This window comes from Pseudomonas sp. ASL4, assembly GCF_056680395.1.
Genome location: NZ_CM155280.1, coordinates 651,934 through 667,758, shown reverse-complemented (window position 1 = coordinate 667,758; position 15,825 = coordinate 651,934). Strand labels below are relative to the sequence as shown.

Genomic DNA, 15,825 nt, shown 5'->3' with positions numbered 1-15,825 from the left:
TGAGCAGTTTTTAACCATGTCTGTGTTCACCCCCCTGGCTCGGCCCGAGCTGGAAACCTTTCTCGCCCCATACGGGCTCGGCCGCCTGCTCGATTTCCAGGGGATTGCCGCCGGTAGCGAAAACACCAATTTCTTCATCAGCCTGGAGAAGGGCGAGTTTGTCCTGACCCTGGTCGAACGCGGCCCGGTTCAGGAGATGCCGTTCTTCATCGAACTGCTCGACGTGTTGCACGATGCCGATTTGCCGGTGCCGTACGCGCTGCGTACCACCGACGGCGTTGCCTTGCGTGAACTGGCGGGCAAGCCGGCGCTGTTGCAGCCGCGTCTGGCCGGCAAGCACATCAAGGACGCCAATGCCCAGCATTGTTCACAGGTGGGCGAGTTGCTCGGCCATCTGCACCTGGCGACCCAGGCCAACATGATCAAGCGCAAGACGGATCGTGGTCTGGACTGGATGCTGGAGGAGGGCACGCAGTTGCTCTCGCACCTGAACGCCGAGCAAAGCGATCTGCTGCAACGGGCGCTGGACGAAATCACTCAGCGAAAAGAGAAAATTCTGGCGCTGCCACGGGCGAATATCCACGCCGACCTGTTCCGCGACAACGCGATGTTCGAAGGCACGCACCTGACCGGGTTGATCGACTTCTACAACGCCTGTTCCGGGCCGATGTTGTACGACGTGGCGATTGCCTTGAATGACTGGTGTTCGGACGAACAAGGCTTGATCGACGGGCCGCGAGCCCGGGCCTTGTTGGGCGCCTATGCGGCGCTGCGCCCGTTTACTGCGGCCGAGGCCGAGTTGTGGCCGACCATGCTGCGAGTGGCGTGCGTGCGGTTCTGGCTGTCGCGGTTGATTGCCGCCGAGTCTTTCGCCGGGCAGGACGTGTTGATTCACGATCCGATGGAGTTTCAGCTGCGCTTGGCACAGCGGCAGAAGGTCAATACGCAATTGCCGTTCGCCCTTTAAATTGTGGCGAGGGGGCTTGCCCCCGTTGGAGTGCGAAGCGCTCCCATGCGATTTATCGACCGGCAATTTGGGGGGCTGCTTCGCAGCCCAACGGGGGCAAGCCCCCTCGCCACAGGTTCTGTGTCGGTTACAACGACTCCAGGCACCCTGCCAAATCATTCCCCAACTTCTCCAGTACCTGCTCATACCCTTGAGCAGTCGCCGGGGTGTAGCCGCCCAGCGCATCCAGTTCTGCCAGTTTCACCGGCAGGCCAGCCACCAGGGTTTCCGCCAGGCGTGGCCGCAGCGGCGGTTCGCTGAACACGCAAGTCTTGCCGACTTCCTGCAATCGGGTGCGCATCGCTGCGACATGCTGGGCGCCAGGCTGGACTTCAGCTGCGACGCTGAACACGCCGGTGTGCTTGAGGCCGTAAGCGTCTTCGAAGTAGTCGAACGCTTCGTGGAACACGAAGTAAGGCTTGCCGGCGATGCCTGCCAGGCGAGCCTTCAGGCGCAGGTCCAAAGCATCCAGACGCTCATCGAACGCCTTGAGGTTGCTCTGATAGCGCGGCGCGTTGTCGGGATCGGCGGCACTCAGGTCGGCGGCCATTTTCGTGGCGATCACCCGAGCATTCACCGGCGACAACCACAAATGCGCGTCCAGAGTCCCCGGACGATGATCGTGGTCATGTTCGTCGGCATCTTCGGCGTGAGATTGGCTATCTTCGGCGAAGTGTCGCAGTTTCAGGTCAGGCAAATCCTGCACGGCGACAGTGGGCAGTGTGCGACCTTTCAGCACGCGCGGCAGGAAACCTTCCATGTCCGGACCGATCCAGTACACCAGATCCACCGACTGCACTTTCCGTACGTCGGAGGGGCGCAAGGCGTAGTTATGCGGCGAAGCTCCCGGCGGCAGCAGCACCTCCGGAATCGCCACTCCGTCCTGCACCGCCGCCGCAATCAACTGCAGTGGCTTGATGCTGGTGAGCACTGTGACTTGCGCTTGAGCCGAGCCAATCAGCAGGAAACTTGCGATAAATGCGACAGGGATAGAAAAAAGTCGGGACACGATGACCACTCGAAGAGGCGAGAACGGGTAACATAATAACGTCTCTCACAAAACTCGTCGCCGCTCATGCCTAAAACACCGATTGCCAGCCGTCCCCACGACCACTCTCATTGCGTTCATAGCGCATTGTCTGAGGCCGATGCCTTGTGCGCACGTCAGGGTTTGCGCCTGACCGCCCTGCGCCGGCGGGTGCTGGAACTGGTCTGGCAAAGCCACAAGCCGCTGGGCGCCTACGACATCCTGGCGGTACTCAGCGAGCAGGATGGTCGACGCGCAGCGCCACCGACCGTGTACCGGGCGCTGGATTTCCTGCTGGATAACGGCCTCGTGCACCGCATCTCGTCGTTGAACGCCTTCGTTGGCTGCAATCACCCGGAACACGCCCACCAGGGTCAGTTCCTGATTTGCCGCGAATGCCACGCCGCGATTGAACTTGAACAAAAATCCATCAGCGACGCGATTGTCTTCAGCGCCAAGGATGTCGGATTTGTCGTGGAGGCCCAGACCGTTGAAGTGGTCGGGCTCTGCTCGGGTTGCCAGGGGGCTTGATGAGCAACGCGCTGATCCGTCTCGAACAGGTTGCCGTCACGTTTGCCGGGCAAAGCGTGCTGGAAAACATTGATCTGAGCGTCGAACCAGGGCAGATCGTGACCCTGATTGGCCCCAACGGCGCTGGCAAAACCACTCTGGTACGCGCCGTACTCGGCCTGTTGAAACCGGACAGCGGCAGTGTCTGGCGCAAGCCGAAACTGCGCGTTGGCTACATGCCGCAAAAACTACATGTCGATCCAACCCTGCCGCTCTCGGTACTGCGCTTTCTGCGCCTGGTGCCCGGGGTTGATCGGGTGCGGGCGTTGGCGGCGCTCAAGGAAGTCGGCGCCGAGCAGGTGATCGACAGCCCGGTGCAGACGGTTTCCGGTGGTGAAATGCAGCGAGTGCTGCTGGCCCGAGCGTTGTTGCGTGAGCCGGAGTTGCTGGTGCTCGACGAACCGGTGCAAGGCGTCGATGTGGCCGGTCAGGCCGAGTTGTACAGCCTGATCACGCGTTTGCGTGACCGTCACGGCTGCGGCGTGCTGATGGTTTCCCACGATTTGCACCTGGTGATGAGCACCACTGATCAGGTGGTTTGCCTGAATCGCCACGTCTGTTGCTCCGGGCACCCGGAACACGTCAGCGGCGATCCAGCCTTCGTCGAGCTGTTCGGCAAGAACGCACAAAGCCTGGCGATTTATCACCACCATCACGACCATGCTCATGACCTGCATGGCTCGGTGGTCAGCGCGACCGCGTCGGCCCAACCCCACGTCCATGGAGATAGCTGCAAGCATGGCTGATTTTCTGCTCTACGCCCTGCTTGCAGGTCTGGCCCTGGCCGTGGTCGCGGGCCCGCTGGGTTCGTTCGTGGTCTGGCGCCGGATGGCCTACTTCGGCGATACCTTGTCCCACGCCGCACTGCTGGGTGTAGCCCTGGGCTTTCTGTTGGACGTGAGCCCGACCGTGGCGGTGACCGTCGGTTGCCTGCTGCTGGCGGTGTTGCTGGTGACTTTGCAGCAGCGTCAGCCGCTGGCGTCTGACACGCTTTTGGGAATTCTCGCACCGAGCACGCTCTCGCTGGGCCTGGTGGTACTAAGCTTCATGCATGAAGTGCGGATCGACCTGATGGCCTATCTCTTCGGCGACCTGCTGGCGATCAGCCCGACCGATCTGGCCTGGATCCTCGGCGGCAGTGCGGCGGTGCTGGCGTTGCTGGTGACGTTGTGGCGGCCATTGCTGGCGATCACCGTGCACGAAGAGTTGGCCACGGTGGAAGGTTTGCCGGTGGCAGCGTTGCGCCTGACGCTGATGTTGCTGATTGCCATAGTGATTGCCGTGGCGATGAAAATCGTCGGTGTGTTGCTGATTACCTCGTTGTTGATCATCCCGGCAGCTGCGGCACAACGTCACGCCCGCTCGCCGGAGCAGATGGCATTGGGCGCGAGCCTGCTGGGCATGCTCGCGGTGTGTGGCGGGTTGGCGTTGTCGTGGTTCAAGGACACCCCGGCGGGCCCATCGATTGTTGTGACGGCCGCCGCACTGTTTCTGCTGAGTTTTGTCCTGCCCCGTCGAGGGGTGTAGACTTGCTCGTTTTTTGCGCAAATAGAGAGTCGCAGGAATGAAGTCGTTCGCCTCCCGTTATCTGCTCCTTGTCGCATTTTCTCTGCTGCTGGGCGCTTGCCAAAGCACGCCACCGGCGGCCACCGAGGCCCCCGATGCACGGGCTGCGGCGATCGCACAACTGGAACAAAACCTGGCCAGCAGCGAGCTGGCCACCGCCGAAGATCAACTGGCTGCCTTGCAGGCCCAGTCGCCCGACGACCCAAGCCTTGTGCAGTACCAACGGCAACTGGCCGAAGCCTATCTGCAACGCAGCCAGATCGTGTTGCAAAAAGGCGATGTAAACGCTGCCGCGACCGCCCTGAGCCGTGCCCGGGCATTGATGCCAAAAGCCCCGGCGCTGACCGGCGGGGTTAACAACGCCATCGTCAATGCGCGCAAGGCTGAGCTGGACAAGGCTGAGGCAGCGCTCATGGCTGCTGAAGCCAAGCCGAAAGCCAAAGTTATCGACCCGACGGCGCAAAGCACCACGGTGGCGTTGAACCTCACCGATATGAGCAAACTGCGTCGTCAACTGGATGCTATCGCCGCCGATGTGGTGAATTATGAATGTGCTGTGAGCATTCAGGCGCCGCGTACTCAGGATTACCCTTGGTTGGCGACGTTGCTGACCAACCGGGTGAAGAAGCTTGATTCGGATTTCGATTTGAAGATCGAGAAGCAGATCCTGCGCAATGTGCCGGCGCAGATGGTGTTGAGTCCGCGTAAGCCTTAAAAGCTTCGCGGGCAAGCCTCGCTCCTACAGGGGCACGTCGTTCACACTATTGGCGAACGACATAAAACCTGTAGGAGCGAGGCTTGCCCGCGAAGGCGCCCTCCCTAACGAAACACCTCTCTAGGCCGGAATCGCCTTGGCCTTAGGCTCCCTGTCCCACACCCGATGCTGCCCAATCGCGGCAAAAAACGCCTTGAACAGCTTGGCATCCGCGCCAACGATCAACCCCGCATCCGCCTCCAGTTTCAACACATCCAGCAATTGCCTGGCCTCGCCATGCAACGCAATCGCCTTCAGGTGCTTGTAGGCCTCCAGCAAGTAATGCAACGCCACGCCATCACCGCTCAACGCCTTGATCGACGCGGCGCCACCCGGCACGAACACCGCATCGAACGCCACCGACGGCAGACCTTCCATCGACGCATCCACCGGCAGTGACTTGCCATTGGCAGTTGTTACCGGCGCCGAAGTCGGCCCAAGCAATTTGGCGTGAGCACCCTCGGCGGTCAGCGCTTTCTTTATCGCCTCAATCGCTGCACCATCGACGCCGTTGGCCGCAAGAATCGCCACTTTCCGGGTTTTGATGTTTTCTGGCAGTAAATTGGCCTGACTCAGCGCCGGGGAGTGATCCAGCGACGTTTTGCGCACATCCACAGTCCCGGCTTTCGGCGCCGGCAGACCCAGGTTCTGCGCCACACGCTTGGCCAGTTCCAGGTCGATATTGGCGAGGATCTCGTTAACTTGCCGCTCACGAATCCATAACCGCTCAACCTTGCCCAACTCGAAGCTGTAAGCCGAGATGATGTGTTCCTGCTCGTGCCTGCTCATGCTCTTGAAGAACAGCCGCGCCTGGGAAAAGTGATCGCTGAACGACTCGCTGCGCTGACGAATCTTGTTGGCGTCGATGCGTTCCGGATATGTCTCGAAGCCACCGTCCTTCGCCGCCGCGGGGGTTTCTTTCGGCCAACCGCCATCAATCGAGTTGGGCTCGTAGGACGCGCGACCCTTGTCGATGGTGGTTCGGTGCAAGGCATCGCGCTGGCCGTTGTGGAAGGGAGCGACCGGGCGGTTGATCGGGATTTCGTGAAAGTTTGGGCCGCCGAGTCGGCTGATTTGCGTGTCGGTGTAGGAAAACAACCGACCTTGCAGCAGTGGGTCGTTGGAGAAGTCGATGCCTGGGACGATGTGCCCAGGGCAAAACGCAACCTGCTCGGTTTCGGCGAAGAAATTGTCCGGGTTGCGGTTCAACACCATTTTGCCCAGTGGTGTGATCGGGACGATTTCTTCCGGGATCAGTTTGGTCGGGTCGAGGATGTCGAAGTCGAAGCTGTGCTCGTTCTCTTCTTCGATAATTTGTACGCCAAGTTCCCATTCCGGGTAGTCCCCGGTCTCGATGGCCTCCCAGAGATCGCGACGGTGGAAGTCAGTGTCTTTACCGGCGAGTTTCTGCGCCTCATCCCACACCAGCGAGCAAGTGCCGGCGGTAGGGCGCCAGTGGAATTTGACGAAGCGCGATTTGCCTTCGGCATTGATCAGCCGAAAGGTGTGGATGCCGAAACCCTGCATGCTGCGCAGGCTTTTCGGGATCGCCCGGTCGGACATCGTCCAGATGACCATGTGTGCCGACTCGGGTTGCAGGGACACGAAGTCCCAGAACGTGTCATGGGCCGAGCCGCCAGTCGGCATCTCGTTGTGGGGCTCGGGTTTTACCGCGTGGACGAAGTCGGGAAACTTGATCGCGTCCTGAATGAAGAACACCGGCATGTTGTTGCCCACCAGGTCGAAGTTGCCTTCGTCGGTGAAAAACTTCACAGCGAAACCTCGTACGTCCCGCACAGTATCGCCTGACCCGCGCGGGCCTTGAACGGTAGAGAAACGGGTGAATACCGGGGTTTTCTTGCCCGGCTCCTGTAGGAAACCAGCCTTGGTCAGAGCGGAGTGGTTTTCGTAGGTCTGGAAGTAGCCATGGGCGCCGGTGCCTCGTGCGTGAACGATGCGCTCCGGAATGCGTTCATGGTCAAAATGCGTGATCTTTTCACGCATGATGAAGTCTTCCAGCAGCGAAGGCCCGCGGGCTCCGACCTTCAAGCTGTTCTGGTTGTCCGAAACCTTCACGCCCTGGTTGGTGCGCAATGCCTGTTCAGTGGCATCGGAGCGAAATTGTTCCAGGCTATCGAGCTTGGCGTTGGTGTTGCCGCGGTCCAGGGTGTCGGTCCCGGCCAATGCGCTTTTGGGAGCGCCAGGCTTCTTGGTACTCATCAGTCGTAAACTCCTCGTTGCGATTCCTGCCGTAGCCAGGATTCTTGTGCAATTCCCCAGGCACGGCACCGGGGGCGTTTTCGAGTTGCCTAATTAGTGACTGATGAGGTTTTTAGCCGTTCCTTTTTTATGACCTTTGATCGCGTTATTTCCAAATGAAAGGATGAATGCGGAATAAATGCTAATAACCTCTATACGGACAGGCTAAAATGCGCGCCCGGCTAACCGCTGATCCTTTTCCAACGCGCCCCACAAGGTTCGCTACGTGATCGAGTTTCAAAACGTCCATAAGACTTACCGCGTCGCCGGTAAGGATATTCCCGCCCTGCATCCGACCAGTCTGACGATTGAGAACGGTCAGGTCTTCGGCCTGATCGGTCATTCCGGTGCGGGAAAAAGTACCCTGCTGCGTCTGATCAATCGCCTGGAAGAGTCCAGTGGCGGCAAGATCTTCGTCGATGGCGAGGAAGTCACGGCGCTGGATGCCAATAGCCTGCGACGTTTCCGTCAGCAAGTCGGGATGATTTTCCAGCACTTCAACCTGCTGGCGTCCAAGACTGTGGCCGACAACGTCGCGCTGCCGCTGACCCTGGCCGGTGAGTTGTCCCGCGGCGAGATCGACCAGCGTGTGGCTGAACTGTTGGCCCGGGTAGGTTTGTCCGACCACGCCAAGAAGTACCCGGCGCAGTTGTCCGGTGGCCAGAAGCAGCGCGTCGGCATTGCCCGCGCCCTGGCGACCAAGCCGAAAATCCTGCTGTGCGACGAAGCCACCAGCGCCCTGGACCCGCAGACCACCGCGTCGGTTCTGCAATTGCTGGCCGAGATCAATCGCGAGCTGAAGCTGACCATCGTGCTGATCACCCACGAGATGGACGTGATCCGCCGGGTCTGCGACCAAGTGGCGGTGATGGACGCTGGCGTGATCGTTGAGCAAGGCTCGGTGGCTGAGGTGTTCCTGCATCCCAAGCACCCGACCACCAAGCGTTTCGTGCAAGAAAGCGAGCAGATCGACGAAAGCGAACAGCGCGACGACTTCGCTCACGTGCCGGGCCGTATCGTGCGTCTGACCTTCCAGGGCGAAGCGACCTACGCGCCATTGCTCGGTACCGTCGCTCGGGAAACCGGCGTCGACTACAGCATCCTGGCCGGTCGTATCGACCGCATCAAAGACGTCCCTTACGGGCAACTGACCCTGGCTGTCACCGGCGGCGACATGGAAGCGGCGTTCGGCCTCTTCACCGCGGCTGACGTCCACATGGAGGTGCTGCGCTAATGGAAGCCCTGATGAGTTTCTTCGCCAATATCGACTGGCTCGAGATCTGGCTGGCCACCGGCGACACCCTGCTGATGCTCGGCGGTTCGCTGTTGTTCACGGTTTTGCTCGGCTTGCCGCTGGGCGTGTTGTTGTTCCTGTGCAGCCCGCGTCAGTTGCTGGAATCCAAAGGCATCTACGCTGTGTTGTCGCTGGCGGTGAACATCCTGCGTTCGCTGCCGTTCATCATTTTGCTGATTGTGATGATCCCGTTCACGGTGTTGATCACCGGTACTTCGCTCGGTGTTGCTGGCGCGATTCCGCCGTTGGTGGTGGGCGCCACGCCGTTCTTCGCGCGACTGGTGGAAACCGCCCTGCGTGAAGTCGATCGCGGCATCATCGAAGCGACCCAGGCCATGGGCGCGACTACCAAGCAGATCATCATCAACGCCCTGCTGCCAGAAGCCCGTCCGGGCATTTACGCGGCGATTACGGTGACGGCAATTACACTGGTGTCCTACACGGCAATGGCTGGTGTGGTCGGCGCCGGTGGCTTGGGCGACCTGGCCATCCGTTTCGGCTACCAGCGTTTCCAGACCGATGTAATGATCGTCACCGTGGTCCTGTTGCTGGTGCTGGTGCAGGTGCTGCAAATGGTTGGCGACAGGTTGGTCGTACACTTTTCCAGAAAATAAATGGTTCACATAACCAAGACATGAGCCGGCCATTCGCTGGCAGGCGCCACACGGGCGCCTCACAAGGAGTTAGCTGAATGAAAAAACTACTCGTCGCGTTCGCAGCCGTTGCCGCGTTCTCTGCCCAGGCTGCTGAAACCCTGACCGTCGCCGCGACGCCGGTTCCGCATGCGGAGATTCTGGAGTTCGTGAAACCGGCCCTGGCCAAAGAAGGCGTGGACCTGAAAGTCAAAGTCTTCACCGACTACATCCAGCCGAACGTGCAGGTCGCCGAGAAGCGTCTGGATGCCAACTTCTTCCAGCACCAGCCGTACCTGGATGAGTTCAACAAGGCCAAGGGTACCAACCTGGTTGCTGTTGCCGGCGTGCACCTGGAACCACTGGGCGCTTACTCCAGCAAGTACAAAACCCTGGCTGAACTGCCTGGCGGCGCCAACGTGGTGATCCCGAACGACGCCACCAACGGCGGCCGTGCGCTGTTGCTGCTGCAGAAGGCTGGCCTGATCAAGTTGAAGGATGCGAACAACATCCTGTCGACCGTCAAGGACATCACCGAGAACTCCAAGGACCTGAAATTCCGCGAACTGGAAGCCGCGACCATCCCGCGCGTACTGACCCAGGTCGACCTGGCGCTGATCAACACCAACTACGCGCTGGAAGCCAAGCTTGATCCGTCCAAGGACGCACTGGTCATCGAAGGCAATGACTCGCCTTACGTGAACATCCTGGTGGCCCGTCCAGACGACAAGGACAGCGACGCGATGAAGAAACTGGTTGCTGCCCTGCACAGCCCGGAAGTGAAAGCGTTCATTCTCGAGAAGTACAAAGGCGCGGTATTGCCGGCGTTCTGATCTGCGGATGCAACGAAAAAAGGGCGCATTCAATGCGCCCCTTTTTTTGTGCCTGAAACACCGACCCTGTGGGAGCGGGCTTGCTCGCGAAAGCGGTGGGTCAGCCGACATATATGCTGAATGACACACCGTATTCGCGAGCAAGCCCGCTCCCACATTGGTGCTGTGTTAGCCCTAATCATTGACGTTTAAGCATCACCGGCAACTGCGCCACCAACTTCACGTTGTTCAGCGGTGCGCGAATGAACCCGCGCTGCGTCCCGTCCGGCCCGATCACCGCGAGGTTGCCGCTGTGGTCGACCGTGTAGTTAGGCTTGCTGGTGTCCGCCGGAATAAACGGAATGCTCACCGCGTTGGCGAGTTTCTGGATGTCTTCCACCGACGAGGCGGTCAGTCCCTGGAACTGCGGGTCGAAGTAACCCAAATACTGTTTGAGCTGCTTGGGCGTGTCGCGGTTCGGGTCGACGCTGACCAGGATGATCTGCAACTTGGCCGCCGCTTCTGGCGGCAGTTCGCTCTTGATCTGACGCAACTGGGCGAGGGTGGTCGGGCAGATGTCCGGGCAGAAGGTGTAGCCAAAGAACAGCAGACTCCACTTGTCTTTCAGCTCGTTGACCGCCACCGGTTTGCCGTCCTGGTCGGTCATCGTCACGCTCGGCAGGTTACGGCTTTGCGGCAGCAAGATGATCCCGGCGTCGATCAGTGCCGTCGGGTCACCCTGGCCCTTGCCGGACAGCACTTTGTTGACGGTCAGGCCCAGCACAAGCGCGATCAGGGCAACGAGGATGAAGACGGTTTTCTGAGTTCGAGTCATAGGTTCAACAGTAAGTAGTGGTCTACGAGCAGGGCGATAAACAGCAGGAACAAGTACCAAATAGAGTACTTGAACGTGTTGATCGCCGCGTGCGGCCGAGTGCCACGGTACAGCACCACGGCCCATTGCAGAAACCTCGCGCCCAGTCCCAAGGCACAAACGAGGTAGAGCACACCGCTCATGTGGATCACATAAGGCATCAGGCTGACTGCCAGCAGCGCGAAGGTGTAAAGCAGGATGTGGACTTTGGTGTAGTGCTCGCCGTGGGTCACCGGCAGCATCGGAATGTCGGCCTTGGCATATTCCTCTTTGCGGTGAATGGCCAGGGCCCAGAAGTGTGGCGGGGTCCAGGCGAAGATGATCAGCACCAGCAGCAATGGCTCGGCACCGATATGCCCGGTCGCGGCGGTCCAGCCGAGCAGCGGCGGGGCAGCGCCGGCGAGGCCGCCGATGACGATGTTCTGCGGCGTCGCGCGTTTCAGGAAACCGGTGTAGACCACTGCATAGCCGAGCAGGGAGGCAAGGGTCAGCCAAGCAGTCAGCGGATTGGTGAACGCCAGCAACAATGCCTGACCGAGCAGCGCCAGCACCAAGGCAAAGGTCAACGCCGCTGCGGGTGACACCCGGCCTTCAGCCAGCGGTCGCTTGTGAGTCCGCGCCATCACCGCATCGATCCGCCGGTCCACCACATGATTGACCGCCGCCGCGCCACCAGCACACAGGGCGATCCCCAGATTGCCGAACACCAGCACCGTCCACGGCACTCCGGCGCGGGTCGCGAGGAACATGCCCACCAAGGATGTGATGAGCATCAGCACCACCACTTTCGGCTTGGTCAGTTCCAGATAATCCCGCCAGATTGCCTGACTGTGACGTTCGCCGATCAGAGTCGCCATGGCATCTCTCCTTTTATTGTTATGGGCCCGGCGGAGTGTTTACGCAGGCTGAAACGCCAGCGCGCAGGGGATTGCTGCTTGACCCGAACCAGACTGGTTCGCGCGTGATAATTGACCAGCACCATCGTCAGCAACAACGTCGCACCGCCCGCGTTGTGGGCGACGGCAATCGGCAGCGGCAGGTGAAACAGCACGTTGCTGATGCCCAAGGTGATTTGTGCGCCGAGGGCGATTAGCACCAACCCGGCCAGGCGAGTCATGCCGACCACTTTTAGCTGCCAGGCCAGGCCCAGCAGCACCAGCGTCACCAGTAGGGCGCCGATCCGGTGGGTCAGGTGAATCGCGGTGCGGGCATCGCTGTCCAGTTGCCCGCCGAGGTAATTGGGCCCGATGTGTTGGGTCAGGTGAAAACCGTTGGCGAAATCAGCTGGTGGCAGCCATTGGCCGTGGCAGGTCGGGAAGTCGATGCACGCCACTGCCGCGTAGTTGGAACTGACCCAGCCGCCGAGGGCGATTTGCAGGATCACCAGCAGCAAGCCGGCGGTCGCCCAGTACTGCAAGCGTTTTGGCACCGTTAGGGCCGGCAATACGCCGGACAGCCGTAGGGTCAGCAGAAACAACAAACTCAGGGTCGCGAACCCGCCAAGCAAATGCCCGGTGACCACTTGCGGCCAGAGCTTGAGCGTCACCGTCCACATGCCGAACGCCGCTTGGGCGAACACCACCGCCAACAGAAACAACGGCAATTTCACCGGTTGCCCCGGGTGACGACGATGAACCCAGGCACGACCGGCCAGCACCGAGATCAACAGCCCCAGCGTGCCGGCGAAGTAGCGGTGGATCATCTCGTTCCAGCCTTTGTGGGCAACGACCGGCGTATCGGGGAAATGCAGTTCGGCATGGGCTAACTGGGCTTCGCTTTTTGGCACGCTGATAAAGCCGTAGCAACCCGGCCAGTCCGGGCAGCCGAGGCCGGCGTGGGTCAGGCGAGTGTAGGCGCCGAGCAACACCACAATCAGTGCCAGCAAGGTGGCAAACAGCGCGAGGCGAAATCCAGGTTTGGCCATGACGATGCCCTTATCCGATGTTCGACAGTTTCAGCAGTTGACGCAGATCGTTCAGCAGGTCCTTGCCCTTGACCGTCGGGTCGTAGCGCAGCACCAGATTGCCGTGGGGGTCGATGATCCACAGCTGCGGCGCGGTCTTGTCCCCTGTTGTTTTACTGAACGTGGTCAAGTCCATGGGGTAGCGCTGCAGTTGTGGATATTCGCGAGTCAGCTTGGCTTCATAGTCGGCGGTCAGCGGTTGCGCCGCTGCCAATGCATGACTGGCACGGGACGCATCGCGACCGAGGCCGATCTGGATTTGCCGCGCCAGGTACACCAGTTGCTGGCAGTCCACCAAGCAGTCCTTGGGCGCGGTCACCAGCATTTGCCAGCGATCCTCTTCGGCCTGCACGCCGAGGTCGGCGCGGGTCTGGCCGTTGCCGATCAGTTCGCCGTGATAACTGCGGCCGTCCGGCACCCAGAAATTCAGTTTGTACATGCCGGTGGCGAGGATCATCGGACCGATCACCCCGAGCAGGATCAGCAGCAGTTGCAAGCGACCCTTGCGCCGACTCGCCGGCGTTTTCGCCTCAGACATGCTGGGTGGATTCATGGCCGCTCCCATGGTGTTTCTCCTTTGCGTTGTGCCAGCCGAGGTAGATAAAAAGGCCGAGCAGGGCGATCGCCATGGCGAACCACTGCACGGCATAAGCGATGTGTTTTTCCGGTCCCATGGCCACCACCGGCCAATCGGCCTGGTAGGACGCGGGGCCGGTTTCTTCACGCAATTCGTAGGCAAAGCCTTCGCGATTGAGCGAGGCCCAGAGCTTGCCCGGTTCGACGGCGGTGATCAGCTTCGGCCAGGTCGATGTCGTTGGATCGGCGTGTAGTTGGAACGTCGCGCCGGGGGAAACGTAGACCCACGCGTCAATGCTCTGCGCTTCGGTGGGTGTCTTGAATTGCGGTGGGGTGCGGCGCTCCGGCCACGGCAACCAACCGCGATTGACCAGCAACCAAAGCCCGGTCGCTTGATCATGAAACGGTTGCAGCAACTCGACGCCGACCTTGCCGTTGCGCTGGCGGTTATCCAGCAACAAGCTGTGCTCGGCATCGAACTGGCCGTACAGGTGCACCCGGCGAAAGGCCGGGTCCTGGGTGTGTTGCAGCGCGGTGCTGGCCATCGGTTCGGCCGCCCTGCGCTCGGCGTAGCTTTGCAGCAGCGCGCTTTTCTCTGCGCCTCGGCTCAGTTGCCAGAAGCCGAGCGACACCAGCAGCGGCAACAACAGCGCCACTACAATCGTCGGCACGATGCCCGGCCGAAAGCGCTTCATGGCATCGCCAGAAAGTCGGTCATCGCGATAGCTATACTCAAATGCATCGCCTGTCCCCCGGAGTCTTACCATGCTCAAAGCAGCCATCGTCCTGATGCTGATTGCCACGGTTGTCAGCCTGTTCAGCGGCCTGTTTTTTCTGGTCAAGGACGACAGCAGCTCGAATCGCCTGGTGATCGCCTTGAGTGTTCGGGTTGCCTTGGCCGCCACCACCGTCGGCTTGATCGCCTGGGGTTTCTACAGCGGCCAGTTAGTGTCTACTGCGCCTTGGTAATGCCTCAAAGCACGTAGACGAAAACGAACAGCCCGATCCACACCACGTCGACGAAGTGCCAGTACCAACTCGCCGCTTCGAAGCCGAACTGGTGCTCGTTATCGAAGTGTCCGCGCATGATCCGCATCAGCATCACGAACAGGATGATGGTGCCGATGGTCACGTGGGCGCCGTGGAACCCGGTGAGCATGAAGAACGTTGCGCCGTAGACGCCCGAACCGAGGGTCAGCCCCAGTTCGTGGTAGGCGTGTGTGTATTCTTCGGCTTGCAGCGCGAGGAACCCGCAGCCCAGCAGCACGGTGATCGCCAGCCAGATTTTAAGCGCGCCGCGATGGCCTTTTTTCAAGGCGTGATGGGCGATGGTCACGGTGACGCTGGAGCTGACCAGCAAAATAGTGTTGATCAGCGGCAGGCCCCAGGGGCTGATGACTTCTTTAGGCGGCGGGAACAGTTTCGGGTCCGGGGTGTGCAGCAGCGGCCAGGCGAATTGAAAGTTCGGCCAGAGCATGTGGGCGATGCCCTTTGGGCCTTCGCCTCCCAGCGCCGGGCCAGAGATGTGCCGCACGTAAAACAGCGCACCGAAGAAGGCGATGAAGAACATCACCTCGGAGAAGATGAACCAACTCATGCCCCAGCGGAACGAGCGATCAAGCTGCGGGCTGTACAACCCCGCGCGGCTCTCCTTGATCACCGTGCCGAACCAGCCGAACAGCATGTAGGCCAGCAGCAGGCCGCCGACGAAAAAGATCAGCGGGCCGTGGGATTCCGGCCGTGCCGCTTTCAGGTCGTTGAACCAGGTGGCCAGGCCGTACACCGTGACCAGCATGCCGGCGGTGGCGATGATCGGCCATTTGCTCTGGGCGGGTACGTAATAGTGCTCATGAGTTGCCATTTATTGTTCTCCTTATCGGGCACGCTTCAACGCCTAGCCACCGGTGCTTGCAGCAGCCACGGGCGGATGACGTGCGGTGATATCGAACAGCGTGTAAGACAGCGTCAGGTGCTTCACATCCTTGGGCATGTCACGGTCAACGATGAAACGTACCGGCATCTCGATCCGTTGACCGGGCTGCAGCACTTGCTGGGTAAAGCAGAAACATTCGGTCTTGTGGAAGTACGCCGCCGCCTCGCTGGGCGCGATGCTCGGCACTGCCTGGGCGCTCATCGGGTGGTCGGTGGGGTTGTAGGCGACAAACAGCATTTCGCTCACCGCCCCGGGATAGGTGGTCAGTTCATTGCCCTTGGGATAGAACTCCCACGGCATGTCGGCGTTGTTCATCGACAGAAACTGCACGCGCACTTGCCGCGAGGTGTCGACCGTCTGTTCGCCTTCGTACTGCCCGGCGGTTTTGCCGTTGATGCCGAAGGCCTTGCACATCACGTCGTAGATCGGCACAAGGGCAAACCCGAATACAAACATCGCTACCACCACCATCAGCAGGCGCGTGACCAGTTTTTTCAGAGAAATTGAATCAGCCATGATGTCTGCCCTCACGCCCAAGCCCTGTGGGAGCGAGCCTTTG

Annotated in this window: 18 protein-coding genes; 9 read left to right on the top strand and 9 right to left on the bottom strand. The window is 60.4% G+C overall.

The genetic code is table 11. The features are described from left to right. Nucleotides 1-16: 16 nt before the first annotated feature. Nucleotides 17-967 carry a homoserine kinase gene (locus tag AC1MEW_RS02885; protein ID WP_201199342.1) on the top strand — a complete coding sequence of 317 codons (951 nt, stop codon included), beginning with the start codon at nucleotides 17-19 and terminating at the stop codon, nucleotides 965-967. 127 nt (nucleotides 968-1,094) lie between these two features. On the opposite strand, the gene AC1MEW_RS02880 is transcribed toward AC1MEW_RS02885, so the two are convergent. Beyond that, nucleotides 1,095-2,015: a zinc ABC transporter substrate-binding protein gene (locus AC1MEW_RS02880; protein WP_201199347.1), complete on the bottom strand. Its 921-nt coding sequence runs from the start codon at nucleotides 2,013-2,015 to the stop codon at nucleotides 1,095-1,097. 66 nt (nucleotides 2,016-2,081) lie between these two features. Here AC1MEW_RS02880 and zur point away from each other — a divergent pair, with 66 nt between their 5' ends. The 4 genes from zur to AC1MEW_RS02860 are packed head-to-tail and all read left to right on the top strand — an operon-like array spanning nucleotide 2,082 to nucleotide 4,884. Continuing rightward, nucleotides 2,082-2,564 carry a zinc uptake transcriptional repressor Zur gene (zur, locus tag AC1MEW_RS02875; RefSeq protein WP_201195974.1) on the top strand — a complete coding sequence of 161 codons (483 nt, stop codon included), beginning with the start codon at nucleotides 2,082-2,084 and terminating at the stop codon, nucleotides 2,562-2,564. Beyond that, entirely contained in the window at nucleotides 2,564-3,349 is a 786-nt protein-coding gene (gene znuC, locus AC1MEW_RS02870; protein ID WP_480425362.1) for a zinc ABC transporter ATP-binding protein ZnuC, read from the top strand. The genes zur and znuC overlap by 1 nt, the downstream gene beginning before the upstream one ends. Continuing rightward, entirely contained in the window at nucleotides 3,342-4,130 is a 789-nt protein-coding gene (gene znuB, locus AC1MEW_RS02865) for a zinc ABC transporter permease subunit ZnuB (RefSeq protein ID WP_322270092.1), read from the top strand. The genes znuC and znuB overlap by 8 nt, the downstream gene beginning before the upstream one ends. A gap of 37 nt (nucleotides 4,131-4,167) precedes the next feature. Next, nucleotides 4,168-4,884 carry a PA5502 family lipoprotein gene (locus AC1MEW_RS02860; RefSeq protein ID WP_480425361.1) on the top strand — a complete coding sequence of 239 codons (717 nt, stop codon included), beginning with the start codon at nucleotides 4,168-4,170 and terminating at the stop codon, nucleotides 4,882-4,884. Between the two features lie 120 nt (nucleotides 4,885-5,004). On the opposite strand, the gene katE is transcribed toward AC1MEW_RS02860, so the two are convergent. Beyond that, nucleotides 5,005-7,143, bottom strand: coding sequence for a catalase HPII (katE, locus tag AC1MEW_RS02855; RefSeq protein WP_480425360.1), 2,139 nt, complete (start codon nucleotides 7,141-7,143; stop codon nucleotides 5,005-5,007). Between the two features lie 265 nt (nucleotides 7,144-7,408). On the opposite strand from katE, the gene AC1MEW_RS02850 reads away from it, so the two are divergent. From AC1MEW_RS02850 to AC1MEW_RS02840, 3 genes are all read left to right on the top strand, one after another. Further along, nucleotides 7,409-8,416 (top strand): methionine ABC transporter ATP-binding protein, encoded by a 1,008-nt coding sequence (locus AC1MEW_RS02850; RefSeq protein WP_480425358.1) that lies wholly within the window; start codon nucleotides 7,409-7,411, stop codon nucleotides 8,414-8,416. After that, entirely contained in the window at nucleotides 8,416-9,090 is a 675-nt protein-coding gene (locus tag AC1MEW_RS02845) for a methionine ABC transporter permease (RefSeq protein ID WP_201199364.1), read from the top strand. The genes AC1MEW_RS02850 and AC1MEW_RS02845 overlap by 1 nt, the downstream gene beginning before the upstream one ends. A 77-nt stretch (nucleotides 9,091-9,167) precedes the next feature. Continuing rightward, the gene (locus AC1MEW_RS02840) at nucleotides 9,168-9,941 is read left to right on the top strand and encodes a MetQ/NlpA family ABC transporter substrate-binding protein (RefSeq protein ID WP_322270093.1); all 774 of its coding nucleotides are present in this window, start codon (nucleotides 9,168-9,170) and stop codon (nucleotides 9,939-9,941) included. 178 nt (nucleotides 9,942-10,119) lie between these two features. On the opposite strand, the gene AC1MEW_RS02835 is transcribed toward AC1MEW_RS02840, so the two are convergent. The 5 genes from AC1MEW_RS02835 to AC1MEW_RS02815 are packed head-to-tail and all read right to left on the bottom strand — an operon-like array spanning nucleotide 10,120 to nucleotide 14,028. Next, on the bottom strand, nucleotides 10,120-10,755 hold the full coding sequence (locus tag AC1MEW_RS02835) for an SCO family protein (RefSeq protein WP_201199367.1): 636 nt from the start codon (nucleotides 10,753-10,755) through the stop codon (nucleotides 10,120-10,122). Continuing rightward, nucleotides 10,752-11,651, bottom strand: coding sequence for a heme o synthase (gene cyoE / locus AC1MEW_RS02830; protein ID WP_201199369.1), 900 nt, complete (start codon nucleotides 11,649-11,651; stop codon nucleotides 10,752-10,754). The genes AC1MEW_RS02835 and cyoE overlap by 4 nt, the downstream gene beginning before the upstream one ends. Next, on the bottom strand, nucleotides 11,639-12,718 hold the full coding sequence (locus AC1MEW_RS02825; RefSeq protein ID WP_201199370.1) for a COX15/CtaA family protein: 1,080 nt from the start codon (nucleotides 12,716-12,718) through the stop codon (nucleotides 11,639-11,641). Before AC1MEW_RS02825 ends, cyoE begins: the two co-directional genes overlap by 13 nt. A 10-nt stretch (nucleotides 12,719-12,728) precedes the next feature. Further along, a complete protein-coding gene (locus AC1MEW_RS02820; RefSeq protein ID WP_201199371.1) occupies nucleotides 12,729-13,322 on the bottom strand; it encodes a hypothetical protein in 594 nt (197 codons plus the stop codon). Next, a complete protein-coding gene (locus tag AC1MEW_RS02815; RefSeq protein WP_480425356.1) occupies nucleotides 13,288-14,028 on the bottom strand; it encodes an SURF1 family protein in 741 nt (246 codons plus the stop codon). Before AC1MEW_RS02815 ends, AC1MEW_RS02820 begins: the two co-directional genes overlap by 35 nt. Nucleotides 14,029-14,098: 70 nt before the next feature. Here AC1MEW_RS02815 and AC1MEW_RS02810 point away from each other — a divergent pair, with 70 nt between their 5' ends. Beyond that, on the top strand, nucleotides 14,099-14,302 hold the full coding sequence (locus AC1MEW_RS02810; protein WP_027926133.1) for a twin transmembrane helix small protein: 204 nt from the start codon (nucleotides 14,099-14,101) through the stop codon (nucleotides 14,300-14,302). Between the two features lie 4 nt (nucleotides 14,303-14,306). Here AC1MEW_RS02810 and AC1MEW_RS02805 read toward each other — a convergent pair whose 3' ends face one another. Then, nucleotides 14,307-15,194 (bottom strand): cytochrome c oxidase subunit 3, encoded by an 888-nt coding sequence (locus AC1MEW_RS02805; RefSeq protein ID WP_201195959.1) that lies wholly within the window; start codon nucleotides 15,192-15,194, stop codon nucleotides 14,307-14,309. Between the two features lie 33 nt (nucleotides 15,195-15,227). Next, on the bottom strand, nucleotides 15,228-15,782 hold the full coding sequence (locus tag AC1MEW_RS02800) for a cytochrome c oxidase assembly protein (RefSeq protein WP_201256274.1): 555 nt from the start codon (nucleotides 15,780-15,782) through the stop codon (nucleotides 15,228-15,230). Nucleotides 15,783-15,825: the final 43 nt, after the last annotated feature.

Coding starts and splice junctions, on each gene's coding strand:
- AC1MEW_RS02815 (WP_480425356.1), bottom strand. CDS start 14,028: ATGAAGCGCTTTCGGCCGGGCATCGTGCCGACGATTGTAGTGGCGCTG.
- AC1MEW_RS02860 (WP_480425361.1), top strand. CDS start 4,168: ATGAAGTCGTTCGCCTCCCGTTATCTGCTCCTTGTCGCATTTTCTCTG.
- AC1MEW_RS02885 (WP_201199342.1), top strand. CDS start 17: ATGTCTGTGTTCACCCCCCTGGCTCGGCCCGAGCTGGAAACCTTTCTC.
- znuC (WP_480425362.1), top strand. CDS start 2,564: ATGAGCAACGCGCTGATCCGTCTCGAACAGGTTGCCGTCACGTTTGCC.
- AC1MEW_RS02825 (WP_201199370.1), bottom strand. CDS start 12,718: ATGGCCAAACCTGGATTTCGCCTCGCGCTGTTTGCCACCTTGCTGGCA.
- AC1MEW_RS02820 (WP_201199371.1), bottom strand. CDS start 13,322: ATGGGAGCGGCCATGAATCCACCCAGCATGTCTGAGGCGAAAACGCCG.
- AC1MEW_RS02835 (WP_201199367.1), bottom strand. CDS start 10,755: ATGACTCGAACTCAGAAAACCGTCTTCATCCTCGTTGCCCTGATCGCG.
- AC1MEW_RS02840 (WP_322270093.1), top strand. CDS start 9,168: ATGAAAAAACTACTCGTCGCGTTCGCAGCCGTTGCCGCGTTCTCTGCC.
- AC1MEW_RS02810 (WP_027926133.1), top strand. CDS start 14,099: ATGCTCAAAGCAGCCATCGTCCTGATGCTGATTGCCACGGTTGTCAGC.
- znuB (WP_322270092.1), top strand. CDS start 3,342: ATGGCTGATTTTCTGCTCTACGCCCTGCTTGCAGGTCTGGCCCTGGCC.
- cyoE (WP_201199369.1), bottom strand. CDS start 11,651: ATGGCGACTCTGATCGGCGAACGTCACAGTCAGGCAATCTGGCGGGAT.
- zur (WP_201195974.1), top strand. CDS start 2,082: ATGCCTAAAACACCGATTGCCAGCCGTCCCCACGACCACTCTCATTGC.
- AC1MEW_RS02800 (WP_201256274.1), bottom strand. CDS start 15,782: ATGGCTGATTCAATTTCTCTGAAAAAACTGGTCACGCGCCTGCTGATG.
- AC1MEW_RS02845 (WP_201199364.1), top strand. CDS start 8,416: ATGGAAGCCCTGATGAGTTTCTTCGCCAATATCGACTGGCTCGAGATC.
- katE (WP_480425360.1), bottom strand. CDS start 7,143: ATGAGTACCAAGAAGCCTGGCGCTCCCAAAAGCGCATTGGCCGGGACC.
- AC1MEW_RS02805 (WP_201195959.1), bottom strand. CDS start 15,194: ATGGCAACTCATGAGCACTATTACGTACCCGCCCAGAGCAAATGGCCG.